This is a genomic window from Thioalkalivibrio sp. ALJ12 (genome assembly GCF_000378305.1).
GTDB lineage: Bacteria > Pseudomonadota > Gammaproteobacteria > Ectothiorhodospirales > Ectothiorhodospiraceae > Thioalkalivibrio.
Window position 1 is genome coordinate 87,879 of sequence record NZ_KB899540.1, and the last position, 23,996, is coordinate 111,874.

Genomic DNA, 23,996 nt, shown 5'->3' on the forward strand with positions numbered 1-23,996 from the left:
TCGGGCGGGCGCGTCAGTGCCCGTGACCGCCGTGCCCGTGACCCGCGTCATCGTGTTCCATGTGATCGTGCCCGGCACCCTCCTCGGCCTCGCCGCGGCGGACCTGCATGTGCAGATCCATGGTCTCGCCGTCCTCGAAGGTCACACGTACGGCGACCCAGTCACCGGCCGTCAGCGGCTCGTGCAGACCGATGAACATCAGGTGCAGGCCGCCCGGCTCCAGCACCAGGGCCTCGCCCGCGGGCAGATCCAGGTGTTCGACCTCGCGCATGCGCATCACGCCATCCTCGTGGGTGTGCTCGTGCAATTCGGTAGTCTCGGCGATCGGCGACTCGGCGGCCACGATGCGGCGATCGGACCCGCCGGTATTGCGCAGCTCCAGGTAGCCGGCGGTGGTATCCCCCGGTACCAGGCGCACCCATGGCGTGCCTTCCATCTCCAGCCCTTCCAGGCATTCGCACGCCTCCGGGGCCTCCTCGGCCATCGTGGTACCACCGCCCACACCGAGGCCAAGGACCAGGGCGACGGCCCCGAGATTTCGTAATACGCCGAGTTTCATCATCGCGCTCTCCAGATTTGTGGCTGGCCGCATACTAACCCAGCGAGGATCATCGAGGAGGCGGGGTCGCGCACACAGACAATTCGCTTAGAATAACGCGCCGGGAAGGAACCCTCCGACCCTTTAGTGCCTCCAACCGACCGGCCCTGCCCCATCCGACCGAGAACACCATGCCGCGCCTTCTTCGACGTGCCCTGCCCCCCTTGCTGATCCTCGCCGCTGCGATCGTGGGCTTCCTCGTATTGCGTGCGACGGGCCCCGAGGCGCCTGCGCCGGAGGCCACCGAGCGGACCTGGCCGGTGCAGGGGCTGGTGGCCGAGTTGGGCGAACACCACCCAGGCATCCTGCTGAACGGGCGCAGCGCGTCGGCCCAGACGGCCACCCTGCGCGCAGCCGTGGAGGGCGAGATCGAAGCCGTCCCAGCCCGGATCGGGGCGCGCATGGAGGCTGGCGAAACCCTGTTGCGCATCGACCCGCGCGAGGCGGAACTGCTGCTCGTCCAGCGCACGGCCGAACGCCGTGAGCTCGAGGGCGCAAAAGAGAGCGAGGAGATCCGCGCCCGCTTCGATCGCGAGGCCCTGGTGCGCGAACGCGAACTCCTGGAGATCGCCGAGCGTGGGCTGCGCCGGGCGCAGAACCTGCGCGAACGCGATCTCGGCTCCGAGACCGACGTGGACACAGCCCGGGAGGCCCTGGAACAGGCCAGCCTGACGTTGGACAACCGCGAGCAGGCGATGGCCGATGCCCCGATGCGCATGGCCCAGGCAGAGGCCCGCCTGGAGCGCGCGCGGGCTGCCGAGGATCAGGCGCGCATCGATCTCGAGCGCACCACGATCACCGCACCCTTCGATGCCCGGATAGTCGAAGTCGAGGTGGCCGTCGGCGAGCGTGCACGCCCGGGCGACCCGCTGGTGCGCCTGTTCGCGCTCGACGACCTGGAGATTCGCGCCAGCATCCCGGCCTACATCCTGCCGCGCATCGAGGAACTGCTGGACGCGGGCGAGGAGCTGACTGCCCATGCCCGGGTGGGCGGGCGCACGGTGCGCACGGAACTGGCACGCCTGGAAGGCGAGACGCGCGCGGGCGAAGCCGGGACGCGCGGCGTCTTCGAGGTACGCGAGGGTCATTCGGCGCTGAACCTAAACCGCTTCGTCGAGCTGACGCTGCGGCTACCGGCCGAGGCCGACAGCGTGGCCGTGCCCTACGAGGCCCTGTATGGCCGAGACCAGGTCTTCCGCGTCGTCGATGGCCGCATGCAGTCGTTGCGGATCGAGCGCCTCGGCGAGTTCGTGACCGACGCCGGGGACGTCCGGGCGCTAATCCGTCACCCGGATCTGGAGACGGGCGACATCCTGGTCGCCACCCGCCTGCCAAATGCCGTGGACGGGCTGAAGGTCGAGGTCGAGGAGCCCGGCGAACGCCCGGACCGCGATGCCGCGATCCCGCGCGCCTCCGACAGCAACGGGGAACAGGACCCGAACGATGACTGACGCCGATCCCGGCCAGCGCGCCGGCGACGGCCCGAACGAGCGCCCGATGCCCGGCGGGGGATCGCGCGACAACGGCCAGCCACCGCGTGGTCCGATTCAGCTGTTCCTGGAACACCGCCTGGCCGCGAATCTGCTGATTGCGCTGATGCTGCTGGCCGGGGCGTTCGCACTGACCAAGCTGAACACCCAGTTCTTCCCGAACTTCGAACTGGACTTCATGGTCGTGGAAGTGGTCTGGAGCGGCGCCAGCGCGGAGGACGTGGAACAGGCGATCATCGATCCCCTGGAGCAGGACCTGCGCACCGTGGACGGCCTGCGCAACATGACCTCGACCTCTGCGCTGGGCGTTGGCGTGGTCACGCTGGAGTTCGAGGCGGGCACCGACATGACGCGGGCCGCCGAGCAGGTCAACGACCGCGTCGACCAGCAGCGCAATCTGCCGGAAGACGCGGAAACCCCGGTGGTCAAACGGATCATCCGCTACGAGCCCGTGGCGCGGCTGCTGATCACCGGCCCGGAAGACCCGCAGCAGCTGCGCCGGCTGGCCCGGCAGTTCGAACGTGAACTGCTGGATGCCGGGATCGCCCAGATCGAGTTCACCGGGCTGACTGAAGACGAGATGGCCATCCAGGTGCCGGCGCGCGAGCTCTATCGACTGGACATGACGCTGGACCAGATCGGTGCGCAGATCCGCGAGATGGCGCAGGACTTCCCCGCCGGCTCGGTCGGGCGCGACGATACCGCGCGCCAGATTCGCAGCCTGGAGCAGGCCCGCGATGTTGTCGGCTTCGAGCGGCTGATCCTGCGCGGCGACACCGATCTGGGGCGGATCAGGCTGGGCGATATCGCCGACATCGAACTGCGCCCGCGCGATGGCGAGGTACGCACCCGTGCCAACGGCAAGCCCGCTATCGAGATGCAGCTGCTACGCTCGGAGACGGGTGACTCGCTGGAGGCCGCGCGCGTCCTCGAAGACTGGCTGGAGGAGACCAAACCCGCCCTGCCCCCGGGCGTGGATCTCCAGGTGATGGATGCCTTCTGGGAACTGCTGGCCGAGCGCATCAACCTGCTGCTGAAAAACGGCCTCGGCGGCCTGATGCTGGTGCTGGGGATTCTGTTTTTGTTCCTCAACCGGCATGTCGCGCTACGCGTGGCGCTGGGCATCCCCATCGCGTTCACCGCCGCGTTTGTCGTGCTGTGGCTGGTGGGCGGCTCGATCAACATGATCTCGCTGTTCGGCTTCATCATGTCGCTGGGGATCATCGTCGACAACGCGATCGTGGTCTCGGAGCATGCCTACAGCCTGCACCAGCGCGGGCTGGACGCGGGCCGGGCCGCGCGCGACGGCGCCCGGCGCATGGTCGGTCCGGTGATCGCAGCCTCGCTGACCACGGTCGCCGCCTTCATGCCGCTGATGCTGATCGGCGGGGTGATCGGAAACATCCTGTTCGACATCCCGCTGGTGGTGATCTGCGTGATCGTGGCGACCCTGCTGATTGCGTTCCTGATCCTGCCGGCCCACCTGAAGGGTGTGATGCATCGGCTCAAGGAGCCCGCCCCGAACAGCCTGCGGGCGCGCTTCGACGCCGGCTTCGAACGGCTGAGAAATGGCCCGTTCCGCCGCGCTGTTACGCACTCGGTGGACCACGCGGGCGTCACCCTGGCACTGGCCGTGGGCGCGCTGATCCTGGCCATTGGTCTGGCCGCCAGTGGCCGCATCGGCTTCACCTTCTTCCCCTCGCCCGAGGGCACCATCGTCAACGCCGGGGTGAACTTCGTCGCCGGCACCCCGCCGGAGCGGGTGGAGTCGTTCCTGATCCACGCCGAGCGCGCTCTTGAGGAGACCGAGGAGGCATTGGGCGGCAACCTCGTGCGCACCTCCGTGACCCGCCTCGGCAAGGGGATCGACCCGGGCGATGGCAATGCGCCCAAGGGGGAGCAGTTCGGCAACATCCAGGTGGAACTGGTCTCGCCGGAAGAACGGACCGTGCGCAATCGCGAGTTCATCCGCGAATGGGAGGACCGCATCCGCCAGGCCCCTGGAATCGAGAACTTCTCCATCGACGAGCGCCAGACCGGTCCGCCCGGGCGTGACCTCGATATCCGCCTGACCGGGGACGACCCGCATGTACTGAAGGAGGCGGCGCTGGAACTGGCCGACATGCTGGACGACTTCCCCGGGACCTTCGCCACCAGCGACGACACCCCGTTCGGGCGCGAGCAGTTCGTATTTCAGCTGAAGCCCGAGGGCCGCGCGGTCGGGCTGACGACCGAATCGGTCGGGTTGCAGCTGCGCAACGCCTTTGATGGCTACCTCGCCCAGCTCTATCAGGACGGGCTGGAGGAAGTGGAGGTGCGCGTACGACTGCCGGATGGCGAGCGCCACCGCAGCGAGAGTCTGGAGCGGCTGAACCTGCGCCTGCCGGACGGGGCCTTCGTGCCACTGGACGACGTCGTGGAACTGCGTTCACGCCAGGGGTTCGAGACCCTGCGCCACGCCGATACGCGGCTGGCCATTCAGGTCTCGACCGAGGTGGATCGGGCGGTGAACAACGCCGCCCGTATCCGGGCGGCCCTCGAGGACGGGCCGCTGGACGAGCTGGCTGTCCGCTATGGCGTCGAGTACTCCTTCGAAGGGCGCGCGGCCGACCAGGAAGAGACCTTTGCCGACATGCGGATGGGCCTGCTGCTGGCGCTGGGGCTGATGTACATCGTGCTGGCCTGGGTGTTCGCCTCCTGGGGCTGGCCGCTGATCGTGATGGCAATCATCCCGTTCGGGATTCTCGGCGCACTGTTCGGGCACTGGGTGATGGGTGTGGAGCTCACCATCCTGTCACTGTTCGGCCTGTTCGGACTGACCGGGATCGTGGTCAACAACTCGATCATCCTGGTCAGCTTCTACCAGGGGCTGCGGGAGACCGGACTCGCTCTGCGCGAGGCGATCGTAGAGGCCGCCTGTCAGCGCCTGCGTGCGGTCATCCTGACCTCGGTCACCACCATCGCCGGGCTTACACCCCTGCTGTTCGAGCGCTCGGTGCAGGCCCAGTTCCTGATCCCGATGGCGATCTCGATCGTGTTCGGACTGGCCTTCGCGACCCTGCTGGTGCTGTTCGTGATCCCCGCCCTGCTGCGCCTGTACGAGGGGCGCTTCGGACGCGCGGAGGCCACCGAGGCACGCGTTTCTTGATTCTCGCTCGCCAGCGAGTAAACTTCCGGCGCCACGAATTCCGTTTCACCGGGGCCTGGCCCCGGCAATCCAAACGTCCCAGGAGATAGGCATGGCTGGACATTTCCCGTTTGCTGGTAAGCGCGGCACGCGCTACGGCCTCGCCCCGCGCGGCACCATCGCCGCCTTTTTCGAAAACCACGGGTTCAACGAGGACCTGCAGGAGAAGTACTACAAGTGGTGGTACGACTGGGCCAAGGACTTCGTCGAGAAGGACGCCGATCTCTCCTACACCATGATCACCAAGTTCGACAGCTATCCGATGGGCACCCATGCCCACCACTCGTTCCATCTGAACGGCAAGTACTGGCCGAGCTGCCTGGACGAGCTGGGCTCGTTCATTCGCGACGTCATCTTCCCGAAGATGGACGAAAAGGCGATGCACGATCTCGAAGAGAAGCACGCCAAAATGATCAAGGACCTGGAGAAGGAAGCCGAGTCCAACCCGCGCGAAGCGGCCCCGGACGTCGGTCTGTTCCGCCACGTCTGATCGGCAGTCTTGCCGCAGCATCCGGCCCCGCCCTGCGGGGCCGGTTTGTTTAGGGAAACACTGATTAATGAACGCCGCGAAGCGTGAAGCCATCTTCGAACGCCTGAAGGCGGCGAACCCCGAGCCGACCACCGAGCTCGAATACAACACGCCCTTCGAACTTTTGATCGCAGTCATCCTGTCGGCCCAGGCCACGGATGTCGGCGTGAACAAGGCCACCCGCCGCCTCTACCCCGCCGCCAACACGCCCGAGGCGATCCTCGCGCTGGGGCTGGACGGGTTAAAGGAACACATCAAGACCATCGGCCTGTACAACGCCAAGGCCGAGAACGTGATCAAGACCTGCCGCATCCTGGTCGACCAGCACGGCGGCGAGGTTCCGCGCGACCGCAAGTCGCTGGAGGCCCTGCCGGGGGTGGGCCGCAAGACCGCGAACGTCGTCCTGAATACCGCCTTCGGCGTACCCACCATCGCGGTGGACACCCACATCTTCCGGGTCGCCAACCGCACCGGACTGGCGCCCGGCAAGAACGTGCTGGAGGTCGAGAAGCGGCTGATGCGGCTGACGCCAAAGCCCTATTTGCAGGACGCCCACCACTGGCTGATCCTGCACGGACGCTATGTCTGCAAGGCGCGCAAGCCCGAATGCTGGCGCTGTCCGATCGAGGACCTGTGCGAATACAAGGCGAAGACGCCGCCACCCATCGGCGCCTGACCACCCCCATACCTTCGAGGAACACCCCATGTACGGCAACCGCGACCAGATCCGCACCCAGTTCGTCGACGCCTGGCACAAGGCGCAGGCCGGCGAGACGCTGACCGACCTGGAACAGCAGCTGGTGGACGTGATCTCGGAACACCCCGAGTACCACGAATTCATCAAGGACCGCGAGACCGCGCTGACTGGCGAATTCCCGCCGGAGCTGGGCACCTCCAACCCGTTCCTGCACATGGCGATGCACCTGAGCCTGCGCGACCAGGCCCGCACCGACCGCCCAGAGGGTATCCACGCCCTGCACCAGGGCCTGTGCGCCCGCTTCGGGGTGATGGACGCCGAGCACCGGATGATGGAGTGCCTGGGCCAGGCCCTGTGGGAGGCGCAGCGCAACAACGCGGCGCCAGACCAGAACGCCTACATGGAGTGCCTGCGCCAGCTCGCCGGGCGCTGACTCAGGCGCGCTGCGGTTCCGGCGCGGGCTGGCGATCCAGTCCCAGCCGATCCAGCAGCACCAGCATCGCAGGCGTGAACAGCAACGTCAGCGGCGTGGCGACAAACAGGCCACCGGCGATCGCGGTCGCGAGCTGCACCCAGAAGCCGGTCACCGGCGCCCCGACGTAGAAATCCCTGCCGGCGAAATCCACGGTCCAGGCCAGCACCATCGGCATCAGGCCGAGGATGGTGGTGATCGCGGTCAGCAGCACCGGCCGCATGCGCTGGGCCGCCGCGCGCAGGGCCGCCTCCAGGGCATCCAGCCCGCGTCGACGCTGCTCGTTGTAGGTGTCGATCAGCACGATGTTGTTGTTCACCACGATCCCGGCCAGCGCCAGCACCCCGATCCCGCTCATCACGATGCCGAATGGCTCGTCGCGCAGCAGCAGGGCCAGCAACACCCCGGCGGTGGAGAACACGATCGCCGACATCACCAGCAGCGCCTGCGAGAAACGGTTGAACTGGGTGACCATCATCGCGAGCATCAGGAACAGCGACAGCGCGAAGGCCGCGAGCAGGAAGCGCGCCGCCTCTGCCTGTTCTTCCGCCTGGCCGCGAAACCGCAGCTGCACCTCCGGGTCCAGGTCCATGCCGGCGATGCGCGCCTCCAGCGCGCGCTGGCGCTCGTCTACCAGGTAGCCGCTGGCCGCATCCGCCTCCAGGGTGTAGGCGCGATCGCCATCGCGCCGCTTGATCAGGCCGGTGGCCGGAACCGGCACCAGTTCCGCGAAATGCGCCAGCGGCACCAGCCCGGTCGCGCCGGGAAGGTTCAGGGTGGCCAGCTGTTGCAGGTGGCGCTGCTCCGCCGGCAGGCGCAGGCGGATATCGACCTCCTCGTCGCTGTAGTCCGGGCGGTAGCTGCCGAGCTGGATGCCGCGGGTCAGCAACTGCACGCCCTCGCCCAGCAACGGCACGTCCACGCCGAAGCGCGCCGCCTGCGTGCGATCGAAGCGCACCTCCAGTTCCACCCCGGGCAGCGGCAGGTCGTCGGTCACGTCCTCGAAGCCGCCCAGCTCGTCCATCGCACTGCGGATCTCGCGGATCACCGGCGCAATGCGATCGGCGTGGCGACTGGAGGCCTCGACCACGATCGGCCGACCCTCTCGCGGCCCTCGTTCCTGGGCACGAAACTGCAGGCGGATGCCCGGCAGGTCGGCGGTACGCTGGCGCAGCTCCTCGATGATCGCGGCCGCCGGCGGGCGCTCGCGCCAGGAGATCAATTCCAGCTGGATCAGCCCGACCAGGTCTTCCGGGTAGTCGCCCTGCAGCCGCCCGAGCTGGGTACCGATGGTCCGCGCATAGACATGCTGGATCTGCGGCACCCCCTGCAGGCGCCCCTCCACCTTCCGCACCAGGGCGTCCGCCTCCCACACCGACAGGTCGCCGCGCGCCTGTACCTGCACCTGCACGAAGTCCGGTTCCACCTGCGGGAAGAACTCCACCCCGCGCCCCTGCTGGGCGTACAGCGCATAGGTGGCGGCCACCAGCGCCAGCGTGGCCGCGAGCGTCCAGACGGGGCGGCGCACCAGCGGCTGCAGCAGGCGGATGTAGGCGCGGGTCAGGCCCTGCAGTTCGTCATAGCGGCCGTCCTCGGCCGCGCGCACGTAGCGCGTCTGGGCCGCGTTGATCGGCCGGCTCTGGCCGATCACGGCCCCCAGCGCCGGGATAAACACCAGCGCCATCGCCAGCGAGGCGATCAGGGTCACGATCACCGTGGCTGGCAGGTAGACGATGAACTCGCCGACCATGCCGGGCCACAGCAGCATCGGCGCGAACACCGCCAGCGTAGTCCCGATCGCGGTGGTGATCGGCCAGGACATGCGCTGCGCCGCGGCGCGGAAGGCCTCCCGCCGCGGCATGCCTTCGGCCACATAGCGGTCAGCCAGCTCCACCACCACGACCGCACCGTCCACCAGCATGCCGACCACCAGGATCAGCCCGAACAGCACCACCACATTGAGCGTGAAGCCCATCAGATAGATCGCCAGGATGCCACCGAGGAAGGCCCCGGGGATCGCCACCCCCACCAGCAGCGCCGCGCGCGCGCCCATCATCGCCAGGATCACCAGCGCCACGATCAGCACCGCAGCGATCACGCTGTTCTCGAGATCGCCCAGCAAGTCGTCGACATCGCGCGCCATGTCCTGCAGGTAGGTGACCTCGACCGTCTCCGGCCAGTCGGCACGCGCCGCCTCGATGGTCGCGCGCGCAGCCGCCACCACCTCCAGGATGTTGGCCTCCGAGGCCTTGCGGATCTCCAGCGACACCGAGGGCTGGCCGTCGATGCGGGTGAAGCCTTCCGGGTCCAGATAGCTCTGGCGGACCTCGGCGACATCGCGCACCCGCACCACCGCGTCGCCCTCCACCCGGATCGCAGTATCCAGCACGTCGTCGACATCGTCGATGGTGCCCGGCACCCGCAGCGGGATGCGCCCGGCCCCGGTGTCCAGCGCCCCAGCCGCGACCAGACGGTTATTGCGTTCGATCGCCCGGGTCAGCTCGTCGAACGACAGCTCGAAGGTCTCCAGCACCAGCGGATCGACCAGCACCTCCATCTGCTCCTCGCGATCGCCGCCGACATCCGCCTCCAGCACCCCGGGGATCGCCTCCACGCGGTCGCGCAGGTCGCGCGCCAGACGCACCAGCGTGCGTTCGTCCAGCGGCCCGGACAGGTTCAGCGTGAGCACCGGGAACAGCGACAGGTCGACCTCGGAGACGCTCGGGTCCTCGGCCCCGGCGGGCAGTTCCGGGCGCACCTGGTCGACCTCCTCGCGCAGGTCCGACAGGGCCCGGCGGTTGTCCCAGCCGGGCTCGAAGTCCAGCCGCACCAGGGCAAAGCCCTCGCCGGCCCAGGACTGCATCTCGTCCACCCCGGGCAGGGTCTGCAGTTCGCGCTCCAGCGGGCGCAGCATCAGGCGCTCGGCATCCTCCGGACTGACCCCCGGATACGGCACGGACACGAAGAAGATGGGGATGTCGATCTCGGGGGCCGCCTCCTTGGGCACCACCTGGTAGGCGGTCGCGCCCAGTACCAGGATCAGCAGCAGGAACAGCAGCACCGTCCGGGCGTGTTCTACCGCCCAGGCGATCAGGGCCTTCACCGCAGGGCCCCGCCCACCGGTTCCGGCCCGGCCGCGCCCGTCGATGCCTCGGTGGACCGGGGCCGGACGGTCTCGCCCGGGGTCACGAAGCCATGGCCGATGGTGATCACCCGTGCGCGCTCCGGCAACCCGGTGACCCAGACGCCATCGGTGGCGGCGCGGATCACCTCGACTGCGTGGAAGACCACCCGGTCGTCGTCATCCACTGTCTTCACCCCGACCCGGCCGTTGTCGTCCAGTCCCATCCAGGCCGGCGAGAGCTTGTGCGCCGCGACCGTCTCGGTCGGGATCTCGACCCCGGCGCTGATCCCGGAGGGCAGCGCCTCGTCGGCATTCGGGACCTCGACCTCCACGCGGAAGGTCTGGGTGCCGACCTCGGCCACCCGCGAGACGAACCGGACCTCGCCCTCGGCGCGGCGCCCGTCCAGGAAGCGGATGCGCGCCGCCTGGCCCGGCTCCACGCGCCCGATCTGGTGCTGCGGCACATGCACCACCGCCAGCAGCGGGTCGTTGTCCACGATCTCCGCCACCGGGTCGCCACGTGCCACGAAGTCGCCCCGCTCCGCCAGGCGCTGATTCACCACCCCGTCCACCGGGGCGATAATGCGCGTGTTACGGATATCCAGCTCGATCGCCTCCAGCTCCGCCCGGGCGGCCTCGCGCTCGGCCTCGCGGGCCTCCAGCTGGGTGCGCGACACATGGCCCTGATCGTGCAGCCGCTGGGCGGCCTCGTATTCGCTCTCGGCCCCGCGCAGCCGCGCGATCGCCTGGCGCCGGCGCGCCTCGCGGTCGTCCATGCGCAGTCGCGCCAGGGGTACGTCGGCGGCCACGCGTGCCCCGCGGGCCACCTCCCACTCGGCCACCTGGCCGGCGGTCTCGGCGCGCACCATCACGCGCAAATCCGGCTCCACTCGCCCCTGCAGCACCAGCAGGCGCTCCACCGGCTCCGCCTCCAGCGTGGTCACGGCCACCGCCATCGGCTGCGGCTCGGCCGCCCGTGGCGCCTCGTCGGCCTCGCGCCCGAACATCCCGGAGGCGATCCAGACGATCACCAGCAGCAGGATGCCCAGCGCGAACAGCACGCGCGCCTGCCCGCGCAGGCGCTGCCACCAGGAATCAGCCATCGCCCCGTCTCCCCTGTGTGCCGGCTGTACTCATTTGGCCCCACCGAACAGGCGCTGCCACCAGCGCCGGCGGCTGCCGGTCGGCGGCATCGCTGCCTGCAGATCCACGGGCGGGACCCGCGAGAGTACCCAGCCGGGCAGTATCCTCAGCCCCGAGGACCCGCAACTGGCCCCCAAGTGGTTCGGGTCGAAGATCTTCACGAAGCTTGGGGCATCACGATCGTCGACATAGACGATGCCGCAGTAATCTTCGTCGTGGTCCTGCCGCAGCAAGTGATCGACCTCCTCCAGGAAGCGCCGGAAATCATCCGCCGGCACTGGCGCCTGGGGCACTGCATCGCCCACGGCATAGATAAACCAGTGGTCGTCCGCCCGTTCGCGCAGCCGCGCCCACAAGGCTTCCAGGTCAGTCCAGTGCAGCACGCCGGTGCTGCCCGCCTGGAAGCGCTTGAGAAACTCGGGTTCGGCGGACGGGGCGGACATCGCGGTAACCGGTGGGGGGTGAACCGTCATCGTAGCCCGCCGCAGACTCGCTTGCATGGAACCCACGGCCTGCGCGAGCCTCTGATCAGCAAGTACCGCTCAACCTTCCCGGCAGCCGGACGATGCGTCAGCTCACCCACAACACCTCTCTCCACGCGGAACCGGAGCAGGTCTTCGACCTGTTGAGCCATGTGCCCAACTTTGTCGATCTGTGCGACAACGTCGAGCATATCGAGCCGCTGGGGGGCGCGCGCTACCGCTGGACCATCCGCGCGGCGGGGATGAAGCTGCACTTCGATGTGGAGGTCTGCGAGGCGGCGCGCCCGGAGTATTTTGCCTGGCGCTCGATCCGCGGTATCCAGAATCGGGGCAGCTACCGGCTGAGTCCGGGCGAACCCGGCCACACGCAGGTGGAGTTCGAGCTGCAATACCGCCTGGGCAGCCCGCTGCTGGAGGCCGCGGTGCGCCGTGCCGCGAACTCGCTGGTCGAACGCGTCTCCGGTCAGTTGATGACCCGTGTGCAACGCCGGCTCGATGCCGAGAACGGGCGCGCCTGACGCTTCAAGCGGCGCGGCCTATGGCGTGCGTACTGGCGTCTTGTGTCGCCACTCCCCGTATACCGAGGCCAGCACGCCAGCCGCCGCCAGAAACGCCGCGAACACATAGACCGAGGCGGGGCTGATGCCATCCCAGAGGTAGCCCGCGACCAGACTTCCGCTGGCACCGCCCATCCCGAATGCCAGGGAGGAGTACAGGGCCTGCCCGCGCCCTTGTAGCCGCCCGGGGAAGAAATAATGGATCAGCGAGATGGCGGCCGCGTGATAGACGCCGTAGCTCGCCGCATGCAGGGCCTGGATAAACAGCAGCATGGGCAGCGAGTCGGGTATGGCGGCCAGAAGCCCCCACCGCAGGGTGGTCAGCACCAGTGCCGCCGACACCAGGAACCAGGCGCCAAAGCGCAGGATCAGCCTCGGCATCAGCAGGAACAGGACCACCTCCGCCGCGACCCCAAGGGCCCACAGCTGCCCGGCCACCGCGCGCGAAAACCCGGCCTCCTCCAGATACAGCGTGAAGAACGCGTAGTACGGGCCGTGGCTCGCCTGCATGAAAAAACAGGCCACAAACAGCGCGATCACCTCGGGCCGCTTGAGTACTGCCACCAGCGCCGGGACGTTGTTGTCCTGATCCAGGTCGCGCACCGGCTCGCGCACCCAGAGGGTCGTCAGCCAGAGGGTGGCGAAGATCCCGAGGACGATCCAGGGCAGCCAGGCGATGTCGATCTGGTCGAACGCCCAGCCCAGCAGCGCGACCGCCACGATAAACCCGACCGACCCCCACAACCGGACCAGCGCGTAGCGATGGGCATCGCGACCCAGCGTACGCATGGTGGTCGCCTCGAACTGCGGGAGGATCGCATTCCAGAAAAAACTGAAGGCGGCCATTACCACGGCCAGCCACCAGTAGCCGGTGTACAGCAGCACCCCGGCAAAGGCGACCACACCGCCAAAGGCCCCCCAGCGGGTGATCGGCATGTGCGCGCCGGCGCGATCCGCGAGCCAGCCCCAGACGTTGGGTGCAATGATCTTGGTGGCGAGCACGATCGCCATCAACTCGCCGATCTGCGATCCGCTAAAGCCGGCCTCGGACAGATACGGGCCCCAGAACGGCATGAACGCGCCGAGGCTCGCGAAATAGAAGAAGTAGACCGTGGACAGGCGTGCGCTGGGGATCACCGGAGCGGACCCCCGGCGATGCGGGCACGACGGAGCGCGCCCATATCAGTCGTGCGGCAGGTCGCGCAGTTCCGGCAGACCGGTGTCACCGACGTCGGCGTTTTGTCCGCGATGGCGCAGGGCATGGTCCATCAGCACGAGTGCCATCATTGCCTCCGCGATCGGGGTCGCGCGGATGCCTACGCAGGGGTCATGGCGGCCCTTGGTGACCACCTCCACCGGTTCGCCGGCGGTGTTGATGCTGCGTCCGGGCAGACGGATGCTCGAGGTCGGCTTGAGCGCGATGCTCGCACGCACGGCCTGGCCGGTGCTGATCCCGCCCAGCACGCCGCCGGCGTGGTTCGACAGGAAGCCGTCGGGGGTGATTTCGTCACGGTGCTCGGTACCCCGCTGGGTCACCGACTCGAAGCCGGCCCCGATCTCCACACCCTTGACCGCATTGATGCTCATCAGCGCATGCGCCAGTTCCGCATCCAGGCGATCGAACACCGGCTCGCCCCAGCCTGCCGGCACACCGACAGCCTCGACGGTCACCCGCGCGCCAATCGAATCGCCGGACTTGCGCAGGGCATCCATGTATTCCTCCAGCTCCGCGACCTTGTCCGGGTCGGGGCAGAAGAACGGATTGTCGTTGACGATCTCCGGCTGCTTCGCCTCCAGCTCGATCGGGCCCAGCTGTGACAGCCAGCCACGGATCTCGATCCCGTAGCGCTGCTGGAGGTAGCGCCGCGCGATGCCACCCGCCGCGACACGCAGCGCGGTCTCGCGCGCGGAGCTGCGCCCGCCGCCGCGGTAATCGCGCGAGCCGTATTTGCGGTGATAGGTGTAGTCCGCATGCCCCGGGCGGAAGCGATCCATGATCTCGCTGTAGTCCTTGGAGCGCTGATCGACGTTCTCGATCAGCAGGCCGATCGGGGTGCCGGTCGTTCGGCCCTCGAACACCCCGGACAGAATGCGCACCTGGTCCGGCTCGCGGCGCTGGGTGGTGTGGCGCGACTGTCCCGGCCGGCGGCGATCCAGATCAAACTGCAGGTCCGCCTCGCAAAGCTCCAGACCAGGCGGACAGCCGTCCACCACCGCGCCCAGGGCCGGCCCGTGACTCTCACCAAAGGTACTGACGACGAACAGTCGCCCAAAGCTGTTTCCCGACATGCGCGATAGTGTATCCGCGCCGCGCGGTGCTGTCGCCTGTCGCGAGCCCGACCGAGCAGCAAAACCAAGATGTTTCTGCCATGATCGGCAGCGCAGCACCCATAACAAAAGACAGGAGATGGATATGTCGCGTTCGATCAAGCGTCTGGCCGCCGGTACCGCCGCCGCGGCCTGTCTGGGACTGGCCAGCGTGGCCCAGGCCGACGTGTTCAACCAGCGCATGATGAGCATGGAACTGGCCAACGACATCGCCGAGGCGGCGGTGCTGGCCTGCCGCGAGAAGGGACACCAGACCAGCGCCGTGGTCGTTGACCGCGCCGGGAACGATCGCTCCGTAATGCGCGACAATCTGGCGGCCGTGCAGACTATCCAGATTGCCGGCGACAAGGCCCGCGCCACAGTCATGTCCGGCACCAGTTCCGGCAGCTTCCGCGACAACCGCGAAGAAATCCGCATGGAGATGAACCACGTAGACGGCATCATCATGCTGGCCGGCGGGCTGCCGATCGAGGTGGCCGGCAGCATGATCGGCGCGGTGGGCGTGTCCGGTGCTCCCGGTGGTGATCTGGATGAAGAATGTGCCCAGGCCGCGCTAGACTCGGTCCAGGAACGACTCGACTTCGCGATGTAATGCCATTGCAACCCCAGGGATCGGGGCGCGCGGCCAGGGATGGCCGCCCACCCGCGTCCGGAGCTTGAATGGAAGACCCTCTCGCCAATCAGAAGACGGTTCCCGCGCCCGGCGTACGCCGGATCCGCCCGCAGGAGGCGCATCAGCGGCTGCAGGAGCGCCCGCGCGACCTGCTGATCGACATCCGCTCCACGATGGAATTCCTGTTCGTCGGGCACCCGCAGGGCGCCATCCATATCCCGTGGATCGACGAACCGGACTGGACCGTGAATCCTCACTTCGTGCCCCAGGTACGCAAGCTGCTGCTGGGCGGGGCCGAGGATCACAGCGAGGATGCCCCCGCGCTCTACCTGATCTGCCGCAGCGGCAAGCGCACGCTGGCCGCTGGCCAGGCCCTGGTCGATGCCGGTATCGAGAACGTGTACTCGGTGGAAGAAGGTTTTGAAGGACCGCTGGACGAACACCACCAGCGTTCCACCCGCGGCGGCTGGCGCTACCACGGGCTGCCCTGGGAACAGTGCTGAGCGAGTCAGCGCCTGACGCAACTGAACTCGCTAGCGGTGATACTCGCCGGCGCGCTCCGGCTGGTACTCGACGGCCTCGATGCGCACATGCATCTTCCCGCCACCCGGGCGCGGCCATTCGATCTCGTCCCCCTCGGACAGCCCCAGCAGCGCACTGCCCACCGGCGCCAGAATCGACAACGTGCCGCCGCTCTCGTCCACGTCACGCGGATAGACCAGCGTCAGCGAGAACTCCTCGCCGGACTCGATCACCCGGAAACGGACCCTGGAATTCATCGTGACCACCGAACCCGGGATCTCGCGCGAATCGACGACATCCGCGCGGTCCAACTCGGCCTCCAGGTCGGCCTTGCCGGGAAAGCTGTCGTCCGGCAGCGATTCCAGCAGCTTGTCCAGGCGCTCCATGTCCGTGTTGGAGACGACGATCTTCGGATTACTCACCTTTACACACTCCAATAAAGCAGAACGCGCCCCCACCGGAGGCGCGCTGAATAAAACGGGGACAAATCCCAAATCGGAGAATCAGACCCGAGAGTAGCCAAGCCCCGGCCAAAAAGCCATATCAGCCGCGACTGGCATTCCTGCGATCAAGTCTGCGTGTCACGCCACGCCGAGTAGCCACCACGCAGGACCCGGGCATCCATTCCCATCGCGCGCAGACTGTCCGCCACCAGCTGGGACCGGCCACGGCCCCCGCAAAACACCACGACGGGCTGCTGGGGGTCCTGCATGTGGGATTCGATGCTGGCCTCCAGCTTGGGCCGGGGGATATTCACCGCGCCTTCAATACTGCCTTCGGCCGCCTCCTCCGGCTGGCGCACATCCACCAGCAGAAAGGACCGCCCAGTTTGGCGCCAGTCGACCAGTTCCGCGGGGTCCAGATGCGGCAGCTTTTCTTCCAGCTCCGCGATGCGTTTGTCGAAAAGACTCACTGTCAGCGGCTCCGTTGAAGGCCCATGCGCAACATTCTACCGCCTCGGCAGAAGCAGGACCCTCACAGGGACGCGCGCAGCAGGAGCGGCGCGATGCGCAGCGTAAACAGCGCAAGCCCGACAAACGCGGCCACCGCACCGACGGCGGTCAGCATCGGCACGCCCAGCAGCCAGCCGAAGCCCATGCCCAGCACCGAGACATGCACGAGCACCTGCGGCGTCCAGGCCCACAGCCAGCCACCCGCGATCGGGTGCCCAGTAAAGCGCGGCAGCATGTGCTCGCCGAGGCCCATGATCAGGAGCAGAAGGAACCCGAGCGTAAAGCCATGCAGCGCGGCCGGGCGCGCGGCGCCATCCAGGAAGAAGCCGCCCAGCGGCAAGGCGGCACCCGCGATCAGCAGCCAGATCATGGCGCCCAGTACCGAGGCACGGCTGGAGGCCGAAAGCCCCAGCCCGACATGACGTGCAGTCTTCTGCGTGCGCTCCGGCGCCTCGGCGACCAGCGCGGTCGCGGCCGTGCGGTCCAGCAGCCCGATGTGCTTGAGTTCGCCGTCCACGACCACGGCCGGGATGGAACGTATGCGCAACCGGGTCGCCAGTTGACGCCCCTCCGGCTGCCCCATGTCGACGACTGCGAAATCGATCTGTTTCTTCTGGGCCACCTCGCGCCAGATGCGCTCGGCATCGTGACAGGAGGCACACCATTCGGACACCAGCAGTTCCACCTTCATGAGTCCGTCCCCTCAGTCCGCGCAGCGCATGCAGTGGATGTCGTAGCGGTCGATCCACTGCTTGAGCCCGTCGACGGCTTCGGGCCCTGTATGCAGCCGCTCCAGCGCCTTTTGCGGGTCGTCCGGGCGCATCACCACCACCCAGGCATCGGTATAGGGGGCCACATTCACCAGCCCGGGGTCGGCCTCCACGGCCGGGTTGATGCGCTCAATGGTGCCGTCGAAGGGCGTGGGGATGCCCCCCGCCCACTTGCCGGACTCCAGCCGCGCGACCGGCTTGCCCGCGGCCCGATGCGAACCGGGCTTGCGAAAGCGGAAGTACTGTACGCGGCCCGCCATGGTCTGGGCGGGATCGGTGATCCCCAGGGTGAAGGTCCCGTCGTCCTCCGGGCGGACCCAGACATAGTCGAGGTCGTAGAACAGGTCGTCCGGCAACTCGCAGCCGTTGTATTCGGTATGGCTCATCACGCCCCCTTCGGGCCGTAGTGGCGCACGGTGAGTGCGATATTCAGCGCGAACAGGATCATCGCCCCCCAGGCCATCGCCCCGCCGACCGCAACAGTCGGGTTATGGAACATCATCCAGCCGGCGATCATCACCCAGAGACCGAGATTGGCCAGCACGAACTGCGCATGCCCCAGCCGTTCCGAGAACAGCGAACGCCCGGAGAAGCGCGGTAGTACGTGGAGCCCTACGCCGTAGATCATCATGGTGACAAAGCCGAGCAGCATCAGGTGACCATGGATGCGTGGCACATTGCCGGGGATCAGCCCCGGATGGGCCAGCCAGACGATGCCGATGAGTCCACCCAGCAGCGCATAGGCCAGCGCGGCCAGGATGAACATCCGGTTGCGTGGATGCATGTCGCGTTTGCTCCCTTTTTTGTTTGTTCTGCAGCGAGGCTAGACTACGATAAGATACATCGTAAATGCATTGATCGAGATCAACACGGACGCTTGCGCATTCAGTGACAGTACGCCCCACATGTGCGCTGAGCACACGCCGATTGCCCCGCCATCCGAGCCTATTGATGAAACTGCACCTCCAAGAACCCGCGCCCGGCTTCCACCGCCCGATCGAGCTCCTGCGAGCCTGTCATCGGCGGATCACGAACTGCCTCGACACAATGGAGCGGCTGTCGGGACACATCGAGCAGCACGGGGCCGACGCGGAGGCCCAATCCGCGGCTCGCCGTGTGCTGGCCTATTTCGAGCAGGCCGCCCCGCAACATCACGCCGACGAGGACCAGGATCTGTTCCCGATCCTGCAGGCGTACCGCGACCACCCCGAGGCCCATCCACAACTGGGTGAGTGGATGGATCGCCTGAGCGCGGAGCACCCCCAGCTAGAGGCTGGCTGGGACGCCCTGGAGCCTGCGCTGCAAAACATTGCGGCCGGGCACGCAGATCCGCTGGAAGGCGCGACTGACTGGATCCAGCGCTACCGGGCCCACCTCGAGCTGGAGGAACAAGCCGTACTGCCGCTGGCTGAACACCTGCTCAACGCCGAGGAACGCGCCCGTATCGGACGCTCCATGGCGCACCGGCGCGGCATCCCGGATGCGTACACGGAACCCGCCGATGAGTGACTTCCTGCTGGACCTGCGGGGGCTGGCCGACCACGCGCACACCCGCGCCTACTACACGCTGCGCGAACTGCAACCGGGTCAGGTCTTCAACGTCTGGCTGGATCAGGAGCCACAGTTGTTAAGGAAACACTGATCAATGTACACACTCGCGTTGGTACCCCAGGTTTTCCGAGACAAGGCGCGTCGGGCAGCGGGTAGTGGTTCTACCCGCAAGCGGCGCAACGCAGGATCGGGGAACCTGGGGTGCCAACCCCGAAGGGGCTCGGCCGCTTTTGCGCGCGCACGGCGTTGCGGCTCCCTTGTGCAGAATGACTGCACGGCAGTCACCGCGCCTTGTTCGCACGCAAAAGCGACTCGAGCGCGAGCGTGTACATTGATCAGTGTTTCCTTAATGGATGCGGTCAGCCTGCAGTTGCGCCACGCCATCCACTGGCAGGTGCAGGAGAACGGCCCGCCCCTGTGGAAGCTGCGCGTCCAGCGGCGCGAGGACGTCGCGCCCGTGGACCTTGTCGATCTGCTGCAGCGCGACCACCTGCGCATCGACCGGCTGTTCGCCAGCGCCCTGCACAAGGTCAATGCCGGCGATCTCGAGGGTGCAGCACCCGACTTCCAGGCCTACGTGGGAGGCCTGCGCCGGCACGTTCATGTGGAGAACGAACTGATCGTCCCGACACTGGAAATTTCGCGCGGGGCCGGCAGCCAGGACCCGGTCACGATCATGCTGCGCGAACATGACGAGATCCTGGAACAAACCGCGCTGCTGGAACACGAGTTCCAGGAAGGCGTCGAGGAGGCCTGGATGGTAGCCCCCTTCTTCGCCCTGATCTCCGGGGCCCTCGCCAAGCACGAAAGTCGCGAGGAGCAAAACGTCTTCCCGAACTGGGGACGCCGCCTGCGCCACGAACCCGACCTGGCGGCCGAACTCCTGGAGAAGGCCCGTCAGCACCTGGGGGATGACGCCATGACGCCCAATCGATAGGGGTCGGCAATACGCAAGGACTGTGTCACGATAGCTCATCGACACGGCCCGAAACGACGTGACACCACTCCACCCCGCTACCGGCTTCCCCCGCCTTTTCCAATGGCTTCGCGAGTGCCGCCGGCTCGTCGCATCGCCCGCCAGTGTTCTGGCAATGGGCCTCCTGCTCCTTTGCGGCGCCAGCGTTCAGGCCGACGAACCGACACAACCGCTGATCGTCTCCCAGGACCATGCCTGGCCACCCTTCGCCTTCGCGGACAACGGCGGCGAGCCACGGGGTTTGCTGGTCGATCTGTGGCAGGAACTCGCAAACGAGCTCGACCGCCCGGTGGAGTTCCGGCTGGTCGACTGGCCGCGCACCCTGGATCTTGTCCGCGACGGCGAGGCCAATGTCCACGGCGGGCTCATCCGGTCTCCCGAACGCGAAGAAACACTGGCCTTCAGCGACGTGCTGTTCCCCCTGCGCACCTTCGCCTTTGTCCGCACCGGCGCGCCCGTGGCCCGACTGGACGAACTCGCGCACAAGCCGGCGGGCGTGGTGTCGGGCAGCTTCGAACTCGAGTTCATGCGGCGCGAACGCCCCGAACACCCGCTGCAGGTCTTCGACAACAACGAGCAAATGGTGCGCGCCGCGGTGGAAGGCACGATCGATGTCTTCGTGGGCGACTACCCGGTCGCGATGTATCTGCTGGACCGTCATGGCGAGCCGGGCATGTTTCACCCCCTGGAGCTGCTCTACGAGCAGCCCCTGCGCGCAGCGGTGACTCACGGTAACGAGGAACTGCTGGACGAAATCAACACGGCCATCGCCCAGCTGGATGACGAACTGCTGCGCCAGATCACGCAGCGCTGGATCCACTCGGATACGGTCGAGGTGATCCCCACCTGGCTGCTCCCAACCGTCATTGGCCTGGGCCTGCTGGCGGTGTTGCTGTATGCCGCATTACTGCTTCGCCAGCGGCGCGCGCTCGAGACACGCGTTCGCCAGCGCACTGCCGAACTCGAGGACGAGCGCGAGCTGTTCCGTACCCTGACCGAACACGCCGCGGCCGGGGTATTCATCCTCCAGGACGACCATTTCCAGACCGTCAATCCGGCCCTTTCCCGTATCCTTCAGCGCCCCGAATCCTGGCTGCTGAACCAGCCCTTCTACGAGATCATCCACCCGGAACAGCGCGAGGCCGTGACCCAGCGGGCCCGCGACCGGATCGCGGGCAAAAAGGTGCCGGATCACTACGAGATGAAGGTCATCACCGGCGAGGGCGAGACCCGCTGGGTCGACCTGACCGCCGGCCGCGTGGAGCTGCAAAGCGGCCCGGCCAGCATTGGCACGATATACGACATCACCGAACGGCGACTGCTGGAGGATCAACTGCGCACCAGCGAGGCCCAGTACCGCCAGCTGGTCGAGAACATCGGCGACATCATCTACACCCTCACGCCGGCCGGCGTCATCACCTATGTCTCGCCGCAATGGACACGAGTGCTGGGTTATGCCGCCGAAGAGGCGACCGGAACCCCCATCACCGACTACGTCCATCGGGACGACCGCGAGGAATTCGGCCGCTTCCTCCAGCGCACCATCCGCTCCGAGAAAAACGAGCAGGAAATCGAGTACCGCATCCGGCATCAAGAAGGGGAATGGCGCTGGCACGTCTCGAGCGGCGCCCCGATCCGCAGCGCGACGGGCGAGATCACGGGCTATGTGGGTGTCGCCCGAGACATTACCGATCGCCGCCGCATGCACGACGAGCTTCAGTATCAGGCGCGTTTCAATGCGATGCTGGCACACCTGTCCTCGGACTTTGTAACCGCCAGCGCCGACTTGATGGACGAGCGCCTGGATGCCGCGCTGGCCGATATCGGGCGCTTTTTCGCGGGCGACCGCTGTTATCTGTTCGAGTTGTCGGCGGATGGCGAGAATATGGACAACACCCACGAATGGTGTGCCCCCGGCGTGTTCTCCGTAATGGATCAGCTGCGGGATGTAGACCTCAAGGAACTGCCCTGGTGGCGTGCACGCATGCTGGAGATGCTCGAACAGCGCACACCCGTGGTCATCCCCTCTGTGGACGACCTCCCGAAGGAAGCGGCCACCGAGCGCGGGCTGTTCCGGCAACAAGGGGTCAAGACCCTGATCTGCGTACCCATCCTGACTGGGCAGCAGGTCACCGGCTTCGTCGGGATGGACATGCTGCGCCCACGCACCTGGCGCAAGGATCAGGATGAACTGCTGCTGGTGCTCGGCAACCTGATCTCGGAGGCACTGCAGCGCAACCACCTGGAGATCCAGCTACGCGATCTGGGGATCACCGACCCGTTGACCGGCCTGTACAACCGCCGCTACCTGATGGAGCGCCTGCGCGAACAGATCGAGGCCTGGCGCCGCCACGGCGAACACTTTGCCCTGGCGATCCTGGATCTGGACCATTTCAAGGCCCTCAATGACACCCATGGGCACCTGGCCGGCGACGAGGTGCTGCGCAACTTCGGTGATCTGCTGCGGCGCCAGCACCGGGTCTTCGACATTGTCGCTCGTTTTGGCGGCGAGGAATTCATCGTGGTGCTCAGCCATGTCGATCACGAGGCCGCCATTACCGCGATCGAGCGCCTGCTGCAGGCCACCCGCGAACTCGACACACGGTTCGAGGGCGAATCGCTGGCCTTCACGGTCAGCGCCGGCCTGGCCTGGTCCGACGAGTGTGCCCCGGAGCACCTCACGCCCGAAGCCCTGATCGATCGGGCCGATGATCGCCTGTATCGCGCGAAGGCCCAGGGGCGCGACCGGCTTGTGGCCGGGGACACATAACCCATCCGGGCGGGGCTGAAAGCGTCAGCCTCTCCCGGCGCCCCGTGGGCCCGACAGCCGGCTGAGCGCCCACAAGCCGAGCGCGGGGCCGGGCAACAACAGCCACACCACCCACAGCCCCAGGTCATCCCACAGCCAGGCGGTCACCAGGATCGAAGGCAGGGTGAGCGCAAAGCCGATGGCATTCATCACGCTCAGGGCGGAACCCACCGCATCCTGTGGCGCACTCTCCGCGGCCAGCGCGGAGAACTGGGGCGAATCCGCGATCACCGTCAGCCCCCAGAGGGCCAACAGACCCAGAAGCAGCCACGGCGCCAGCCCCGCCAGCAACGGATACAACAGGCACACCAGCCCGGATGTGGCGAGCGCCACCCGCGCGACACGCAGGCTCCCCAGTCGGCGGCTCAGCCGGCCACCCCAGACACAGCCCACCGCGCCCAGCCCGATCACCGCGAAGGCCAGCCAGGGTACCAGCCCGGCGGGGGCATCCAGACGGGTCAGCTCATGCGCCACCAGCAGAGGGACCAGGGTCCAGAAGGCATACAGCTCCCAGCAATGGCCGAAGTAACCGCCGGCCACCGCACGAAAATCACGCCCGCCCAATGCACGAAAGCCCTTGCCCAGCCCCGGTGTGCGCCCCGGCGGCGGCAGATGCGGGCCGTCGCCCAGGCGCGCGATCATCCAGGCGGCCGCCACCGCCAGCACGGAGGCCAGCATCATCGGCACCGGCCAGACCAGATCGAGGGTCACGCCCCGCAGGAGATGAGGAAGCGCCGTTCCCAGCGTGAGCATCCCGAGCAGCCAGGACAGGGCCCAGCCCTTGTGCTGCGGCGTCCAGCTGATCACCAGCTTCATGCCCAGCGGATACACCCCGGCCAGACACAGCCCGACGACAAAGCGCACCACCAGCGCCATCTCCCAGACGCCGGCCAACAGGATAAACCCGGCATTGACCAGCGCCCCCAATAGCGCGGACACCATGAACAGGCGACTGGCACGCACCCGGTCGGCCAGGCCGGTCGCGGCCGCCACCAGGGTGCCGATGATGAACCCCAGCTGCGTCGCCATCGTCAGCCAGCCGATCTCGGTCGCCGTCCAGCCCAGTTCCTGCTGCAGGGACAGCCCGACCCCGTTCACGCTGAACCACAGCGAGGTCGCAAAGAGCTGAGCGATCACGATCACCGCCAGGGGATGGCGGTGCAGCAGCCCCGCGAAGCGGCCTGCCTGCACGAGT

At 67.3% G+C, this 23,996-nt stretch carries 23 protein-coding genes and 1 pseudogene; 12 read left to right on the top strand and 12 right to left on the bottom strand.

Annotated features, from left to right (window positions below):
• Positions 1–13: 13 nt before the first annotated feature.
• Positions 14–562: a copper chaperone PCu(A)C gene (locus tag F467_RS0110590; protein ID WP_012983098.1), complete on the bottom strand. Its 549-nt coding sequence runs from the start codon at positions 560–562 to the stop codon at positions 14–16.
• 167 nt (positions 563–729) lie between these two features.
• Between F467_RS0110590 and F467_RS0110595 the strand changes: the two genes are divergently transcribed.
• The 5 genes from F467_RS0110595 to F467_RS0110615 all read left to right on the top strand — a co-directional run bounded on the left by F467_RS0110595 (position 730) and on the right by F467_RS0110615 (position 6,934).
• Entirely contained in the window at positions 730–2,049 is a 1,320-nt protein-coding gene (locus tag F467_RS0110595) for an efflux RND transporter periplasmic adaptor subunit (protein WP_018137762.1), read from the top strand.
• Entirely contained in the window at positions 2,042–5,236 is a 3,195-nt protein-coding gene (locus F467_RS0110600) for an efflux RND transporter permease subunit (protein ID WP_018137761.1), read from the top strand. The genes F467_RS0110595 and F467_RS0110600 overlap by 8 nt, the downstream gene beginning before the upstream one ends.
• Before the next feature lie 91 nt (positions 5,237–5,327).
• Positions 5,328–5,765 (top strand): hypothetical protein, encoded by a 438-nt coding sequence (locus F467_RS0110605; RefSeq protein ID WP_012983101.1) that lies wholly within the window; start codon positions 5,328–5,330, stop codon positions 5,763–5,765.
• Between the two features lie 67 nt (positions 5,766–5,832).
• Positions 5,833–6,480 carry an endonuclease III gene (gene nth, locus F467_RS0110610; protein WP_012983102.1) on the top strand — a complete coding sequence of 216 codons (648 nt, stop codon included), beginning with the start codon at positions 5,833–5,835 and terminating at the stop codon, positions 6,478–6,480.
• Positions 6,481–6,508: 28 nt separating this feature from the next.
• On the top strand, positions 6,509–6,934 hold the full coding sequence (locus F467_RS0110615; RefSeq protein ID WP_018137760.1) for a DUF1841 family protein: 426 nt from the start codon (positions 6,509–6,511) through the stop codon (positions 6,932–6,934).
• Position 6,935: 1 nt separating this feature from the next.
• Here F467_RS0110615 and F467_RS0110620 read toward each other — a convergent pair whose 3' ends face one another.
• The 3 genes from F467_RS0110620 to F467_RS0110630 are packed head-to-tail and all read right to left on the bottom strand — an operon-like array spanning position 6,936 to position 11,683.
• Positions 6,936–10,076, bottom strand: coding sequence for an efflux RND transporter permease subunit (locus tag F467_RS0110620; protein ID WP_018137759.1), 3,141 nt, complete (start codon positions 10,074–10,076; stop codon positions 6,936–6,938).
• Positions 10,073–11,200: an efflux RND transporter periplasmic adaptor subunit gene (locus F467_RS0110625; RefSeq protein ID WP_018137758.1), complete on the bottom strand. Its 1,128-nt coding sequence runs from the start codon at positions 11,198–11,200 to the stop codon at positions 10,073–10,075. The genes F467_RS0110620 and F467_RS0110625 overlap by 4 nt, the downstream gene beginning before the upstream one ends.
• Positions 11,201–11,230: 30 nt before the next feature.
• A complete protein-coding gene (locus F467_RS0110630; protein WP_018137757.1) occupies positions 11,231–11,683 on the bottom strand; it encodes a hypothetical protein in 453 nt (150 codons plus the stop codon).
• Between the two features lie 122 nt (positions 11,684–11,805).
• On the opposite strand from F467_RS0110630, the gene F467_RS0110635 reads away from it, so the two are divergent.
• Complete coding sequence (locus F467_RS0110635; protein ID WP_018137756.1) at positions 11,806–12,240, top strand: SRPBCC family protein; 435 nt, start codon at positions 11,806–11,808, stop codon at positions 12,238–12,240.
• An 18-nt stretch (positions 12,241–12,258) separates the two neighbouring features.
• Here F467_RS0110635 and F467_RS0110640 read toward each other — a convergent pair whose 3' ends face one another.
• Both F467_RS0110640 and aroC read right to left on the bottom strand, forming a co-directional pair.
• Positions 12,259–13,416, bottom strand: a complete 1,158-nt coding sequence (locus tag F467_RS0110640) for an MFS transporter (protein ID WP_018137755.1) — start codon at positions 13,414–13,416, stop codon at positions 12,259–12,261.
• Between the two features lie 45 nt (positions 13,417–13,461).
• Positions 13,462–14,568, bottom strand: a complete 1,107-nt coding sequence (gene aroC, locus F467_RS0110645; RefSeq protein ID WP_018137754.1) for a chorismate synthase — start codon at positions 14,566–14,568, stop codon at positions 13,462–13,464.
• Positions 14,569–14,692: 124 nt separating this feature from the next.
• On the opposite strand from aroC, the gene F467_RS0110650 reads away from it, so the two are divergent.
• Both F467_RS0110650 and F467_RS0110655 read left to right on the top strand, forming a co-directional pair.
• On the top strand, positions 14,693–15,199 hold the full coding sequence (locus F467_RS0110650) for a heme-binding protein (protein ID WP_018137753.1): 507 nt from the start codon (positions 14,693–14,695) through the stop codon (positions 15,197–15,199).
• Between the two features lie 68 nt (positions 15,200–15,267).
• A complete protein-coding gene (locus F467_RS0110655) occupies positions 15,268–15,723 on the top strand; it encodes a rhodanese-like domain-containing protein (protein WP_018137752.1) in 456 nt (151 codons plus the stop codon).
• Between the two features lie 30 nt (positions 15,724–15,753).
• On the opposite strand, the gene rnk is transcribed toward F467_RS0110655, so the two are convergent.
• From rnk to F467_RS0110680, 5 genes are all read right to left on the bottom strand, one after another.
• Entirely contained in the window at positions 15,754–16,164 is a 411-nt protein-coding gene (gene rnk, locus F467_RS0110660; RefSeq protein WP_018137751.1) for a nucleoside diphosphate kinase regulator, read from the bottom strand.
• A 146-nt stretch (positions 16,165–16,310) separates the two neighbouring features.
• Entirely contained in the window at positions 16,311–16,655 is a 345-nt protein-coding gene (locus tag F467_RS0110665; protein WP_018137750.1) for a rhodanese-like domain-containing protein, read from the bottom strand.
• A gap of 62 nt (positions 16,656–16,717) precedes the next feature.
• On the bottom strand, positions 16,718–17,386 hold the full coding sequence (locus F467_RS0110670) for a thioredoxin family protein (RefSeq protein ID WP_018137749.1): 669 nt from the start codon (positions 17,384–17,386) through the stop codon (positions 16,718–16,720).
• Between the two features lie 12 nt (positions 17,387–17,398).
• On the bottom strand, positions 17,399–17,851 hold the full coding sequence (locus tag F467_RS0110675; RefSeq protein WP_012983113.1) for a glycine cleavage system protein H: 453 nt from the start codon (positions 17,849–17,851) through the stop codon (positions 17,399–17,401).
• The gene (locus F467_RS0110680) at positions 17,851–18,249 is read right to left on the bottom strand and encodes a hypothetical protein (RefSeq protein ID WP_018137748.1); all 399 of its coding nucleotides are present in this window, start codon (positions 18,247–18,249) and stop codon (positions 17,851–17,853) included. The genes F467_RS0110675 and F467_RS0110680 overlap by 1 nt, the downstream gene beginning before the upstream one ends.
• Before the next feature lie 167 nt (positions 18,250–18,416).
• Here F467_RS0110680 and F467_RS0110685 point away from each other — a divergent pair, with 167 nt between their 5' ends.
• The 4 genes and pseudogenes from F467_RS0110685 (at position 18,417) to F467_RS0110700 (ending at position 22,762) form a co-directional block, all read left to right on the top strand.
• Positions 18,417–18,974: a hemerythrin domain-containing protein gene (locus F467_RS0110685; RefSeq protein WP_018137747.1), complete on the top strand. Its 558-nt coding sequence runs from the start codon at positions 18,417–18,419 to the stop codon at positions 18,972–18,974.
• Positions 18,967–19,107, top strand: coding sequence for a DUF2249 domain-containing protein (locus F467_RS13690; RefSeq protein ID WP_018137746.1), 141 nt, complete (start codon positions 18,967–18,969; stop codon positions 19,105–19,107). Before F467_RS0110685 ends, F467_RS13690 begins: the two co-directional genes overlap by 8 nt.
• Positions 19,108–19,362: 255 nt before the next feature.
• Positions 19,363–19,953: pseudogene (locus tag F467_RS0110695) on the top strand (hemerythrin domain-containing protein); the annotation flags it as partial.
• Between the two features lie 154 nt (positions 19,954–20,107).
• Positions 20,108–22,762 carry a diguanylate cyclase gene (locus tag F467_RS0110700; protein ID WP_018138423.1) on the top strand — a complete coding sequence of 885 codons (2,655 nt, stop codon included), beginning with the start codon at positions 20,108–20,110 and terminating at the stop codon, positions 22,760–22,762.
• 24 nt (positions 22,763–22,786) lie between these two features.
• On the opposite strand, the gene F467_RS0110705 is transcribed toward F467_RS0110700, so the two are convergent.
• Complete coding sequence (locus F467_RS0110705) at positions 22,787–23,992, bottom strand: MFS transporter (protein WP_018138422.1); 1,206 nt, start codon at positions 23,990–23,992, stop codon at positions 22,787–22,789.
• Positions 23,993–23,996: the final 4 nt, after the last annotated feature.